This is a genomic window from Pseudomonas sp. CGJS7 (assembly GCF_036961695.1).
The window spans coordinates 1-4,053 of sequence record NZ_JBAMDI010000264.1 but is presented as its reverse complement, the minus strand read 5'-3'; the positions used below and the strand labels follow the sequence as shown (position 1 = coordinate 4,053).

Genomic DNA, 4,053 nt, shown 5'->3' with positions numbered 1-4,053 from the left:
GTGCACACCCGTACACTGCACCGCGACCGTCTGGTGTGAGTCGTACCATGCTTTATTCATTGCGTATGTTCCTGCTGGGGCTGCATTTTCTTGCCGTTGGCACCGTGGGCCTGCTCATTGGCCTGTGCCGCCCCTTCAACCCTGACAACAGCCGCGTTTTCGCCCGGCTCTACAGCTTGCCGGCCACCTGGCTGATGCGCATCAAGGTCAAGGCCGAAGTCGGCCCATTGTGGGACCACCCGCCCGGCTGCGTGATCGTGGCCAACCACCAGTCCAACTTCGATCTGTTCGTGCTGGGCCAAGTGGTGCCGCAGCGCACCGTCGCCATCGGCAAGAAGAGCCTGGGCTGGATCCCGCTGTTCGGCCAACTGTTCTGGCTGGGCGGCAACGTGCTGGTCGACCGCAAGAATGCTTATCAGGCGCGCAGGGCCATACAGAAGACCACCCGGGTTCTGCAGGACGACACCTCGATCTGGATTTTCCCCGAAGGCACCCGCAATCCCGGCGAGCATCTGCTGGCCTTCAAGAAAGGCGCATTTCACATGGCCATCGAGGCCGGTGTGCCGATCGTGCCGGTCTGCGTCAGCCGCTATGCCAGGCGCCTGAGCCTGAACAGCTGGCGCCAGCGCACGGTAATCGTGCGCTCGCTGCCGCCCATTGCCACGACGGGCATGACGCTGCAGGACCTGCCAGCGCTGATCGAGCAATGCCGTGGGCAAATGCAGCAGTGCATTGACCGCATGGAAAAAGAACTGGCCTGATCCGGGGTTGCTCTGGAGCCGGGTACAGCCCAAGCTGTATCCGTGTTCAAACGAATAAGCGGACAACCATGGGTCGAGTCGTGGCATCGGCGGTGTACAGCGCCGGCAGAAAGGTCACCAACATCAGCATCGACGAAGGCAGCGAGTGGGCGCGCAAGCCGGGGCATTTCGTGTGGATCGGCCTGGAAGAGCCCAATGCCGAAGAGCTGGCCAACCTGCAGTCGCAGTTCAACCTGCACGAACTGGCCATCGAAGATGCCCTGGAAAAACACAGCCGGCCCAAGCTGGAAACCTTCGGTGACGCGTTGTTCATCGTCACCTATTCGCCAGTGCGCCACGAAGGCAAGCTGGAATTCATCGAAACCCATATCTTCGCGGGCAACGGCTACATCATCACCTGCCGCAACGGCCACTCCAAATCCTACGCCATGGTCCGCCAGCGCTGCGAGGCTCGGCCCCTGCTGCTGGAACATGGCGAAGACTTCGTGCTGTACGCCCTGCTCGACTTCGTCACCGAGAACTACCAACCGGTCAGCGAGGCCATTCATGGCGAGATCGAAGCGCTGGAGGAAAGCGTACTGGGCGGCTCGCTGCGGGAAGACGACATCCGCCGCCTGCACAGCCTGCGCCGAGACATCCTGCGCCTGCGCCGCTACGTGGCACCCCTGGTTGAAGTGAGCGAAGAACTGCAGCGCCTGAGCTTCCCGTTCATCGACAAGAACATGCGCCCGTACTTTCGTGATGTGCAGATTCACGTGACGCGGCAGATGGAGGACTTGGCCGGTATACGCGACATTGCCAGCCAGACGATCGAGATCGGCATGCTGCTGGAGTCGTCACGGCAAAGCATCGTGCAGCGCAAATTCGCGGCCTGGGCGGCGATTCTGGCATTCCCTACGGCGATTGCCGGGGTTTACGGGATGAACTTCCAGAACATGCCGGAGCTGAGTTGGCACTACGGTTACTTCGCGGTACTGGGGGTGATTGCGACGGGGTGTGCCGGGTTGTATGCCAGCTTCAAGAAATCGGGTTGGCTTTGATGGCCTCTTCGCGGGCGCGCCCGCTCCCACAGGTCGCACACAATGCTGGAAATTGTGCATCACCTGTGGGAGCGGGCGTGCCCGCGAAGGGTTGCCACCGATTACGCGGCGCTGTCGCCGGCCTTTGGCGGCTGCTGGATAAAGCGCAACATCCACTCCCCTACCAAATCACCCTGGTGCTCGGTGGCCAGGCTGGCGACGGCCTTGTGGTACACCTCGTCACCCAGGTATTCCTGGCGCGCATCGAGCAGTGCGCGGGAGTAGTCATGCACGAATTCCGGGTGGCCCTGGAAGCACAGCACCTGGTCGCGAATGTGGTACGCCGCATTCGGGCAGAAATCGCTGGAGGCGATCACCGTAGCGCCTTCCGGCAGTTCGGTCACCTGGTCCTGGTGACTGATCAGCAAGGTCAGCTCCGACACCTCCGGGTCCATCCACGGCGCATGCGCCGCCAACGAGTAGCGATGAATACCCACGCCCCAGCCTTGCTCAGCCCGCTCGGCCTTGCCACCCAGGGTCAAGGCCAGCAACTGGTGGCCAAAACACACGCCCAGCAGCTTTTCACCGCGCTCGTACAGCTTGAGCAGGTAGGCCTTTAGCGTCTGGATCCACGGGTCGGTACCGAACGAATCGGCCTTGCTGCCCGTCACAAGGTAGGCATCGAACTTTTCACTGTCGGCGGGATAGTCGCCGTGCATCACGTTGTACACACAAAATTCGGCGGCAATCGGCTGACGCGAGAAGAGCTGCTCGAACATCCTGCCGTAGCCCTGATATTGCGCCGTCAACTCCGGTCGCAGGACATCGGTTTCAAGGATGCAGATGCGTAACGACATAGGGGTAGTCCTGAACGACATGGGTGGGAATCTGCTGTAGAGACTGCCGCGAAAGGCACGTACAAGCAAGTAGGCTGCACTGACGAACGGTCACATTTCGTCGGCGCGTGCCGGGTAGTTGCGCCACTGTCTAGATAGAGCGTGCCAGCTAGATAGCACTTGGCCTCATAGCCAGAGGAATGGTTTTAGTGCACGGTTAGAACAAAGGGTTCTCAAATATGGATAACGCACACCCTACTGTTGAAGGTATATCCACTTTCAAGAGGCAAGCAGTCCGGCGCCATGCAACGCCACTGCGATCGACCCGAAGCGCGACGACAAGGAAGCCAACGGGTATTCAGGAATAACAACAAGAAGGCGGTCCGCCATGTTCAGACAATCGAAAATTCGCCAAGCCGGGCTCATTTTATTTGCCACCACGTTGCTATTGATCTTGCCGAACCTGACACGTTTGTTTGGCTGACGGCAGCGGTGGCGCCAACGGGCAACGCACAGGTAACCTGCTGGCCTTGATGGTCGGAGATTGCCTATGCGCCACTGCCTTGCCCTGCTAGCGTTGCTCCTGAGCCTGCCATTGTCGGCGGCGCAACTGCACCTTGAACTGGGCGCGACGCCGCGCCAGTGGAGCAGCGCCGAACTGCTTGGCCACCCTGAGGCCCAGGACATCAGTATCGAGCAGGACGTATCCTACAAACGCCCCATGCACTATCGGGCGGTGCCGCTGGCCACGCTGCTGGAAGGTGTGAGCGCCCGCGATCACCTGCAGGCCGTGGCGCTGGATGGCTTTGCCGCCGAAATGCCCGCTGCGGCATTGCTGCAGCCAGGGCCAGCACGGGCCTGGCTGGCCGTGGAAGACCCAGGCAAGCCGTGGCCGCCACTGGGTCAAGGCAAGCCAAGTGCCGGGCCGTTCTACCTAGTGTGGACTGCGCCGCAGGCCAGCGGCATCCGCCCTGAACAGTGGCCATTCCAGATTGCCACCCTTCGCAAGCTGGCCCCGGCGGACCAGCGGTTTCCTGCGCTGCTGCCCGACCCGAAGCTGCCGGCCGACAGCCCGGTGCGTCAGGGCTTTGCCCTGTTCCAGCAGAATTGCCTGGTGTGCCACCGGTTGAACGGTGCGGGGGATGGGCAGGTGGGGCCGGACTTGAATGTGCCGTATAACCCGACCGAGTATTTTCAGCCGGTTTATTTACGCAAGTTGATACGCGACCCGCAAAGCCTGCGGCACTGGCCGCAGGCGAAGATGCCGGGGTTTGCCGAAAGTGTGTTGAGTGAACAGGAACTGGATGCGCTGTTGGCCTATTTGGGGCACATGGCAACGCGTAAGCCTTGAGGGCCTCTTCGCGGGTAAACCCGCTCCTACAAGATGATGGACACACACCTGGGGCGGACACAGACCGTCGTAGGAGCGGGTTCACC

General features: G+C 61.2%; 4 protein-coding genes. 3 read left to right on the top strand and 1 reads right to left on the bottom strand.

Annotated features, from left to right (window positions below):
• The first annotated feature begins 47 nt into the window (after positions 1 to 47).
• Both V7787_RS52375 and V7787_RS52370 read left to right on the top strand, forming a co-directional pair.
• A complete protein-coding gene (locus V7787_RS52375; RefSeq protein WP_104887204.1) occupies positions 48 to 761 on the top strand; it encodes a lysophospholipid acyltransferase family protein in 714 nt (237 codons plus the stop codon).
• Between the two features lie 68 nt (positions 762 to 829).
• Positions 830 to 1,801: a magnesium and cobalt transport protein CorA gene (locus V7787_RS52370; RefSeq protein ID WP_010952874.1), complete on the top strand. Its 972-nt coding sequence runs from the start codon at positions 830 to 832 to the stop codon at positions 1,799 to 1,801.
• A gap of 101 nt (positions 1,802 to 1,902) precedes the next feature.
• Here the strand turns inward: V7787_RS52370 and V7787_RS52365 are convergent, their stop codons facing one another.
• Entirely contained in the window at positions 1,903 to 2,637 is a 735-nt protein-coding gene (locus tag V7787_RS52365) for an amidotransferase (protein ID WP_198748255.1), read from the bottom strand.
• Between the two features lie 529 nt (positions 2,638 to 3,166).
• On the opposite strand from V7787_RS52365, the gene V7787_RS52360 reads away from it, so the two are divergent.
• Positions 3,167 to 3,967 (top strand): cytochrome c, encoded by an 801-nt coding sequence (locus V7787_RS52360; protein ID WP_336095389.1) that lies wholly within the window; start codon positions 3,167 to 3,169, stop codon positions 3,965 to 3,967.
• Positions 3,968 to 4,053: the final 86 nt, after the last annotated feature.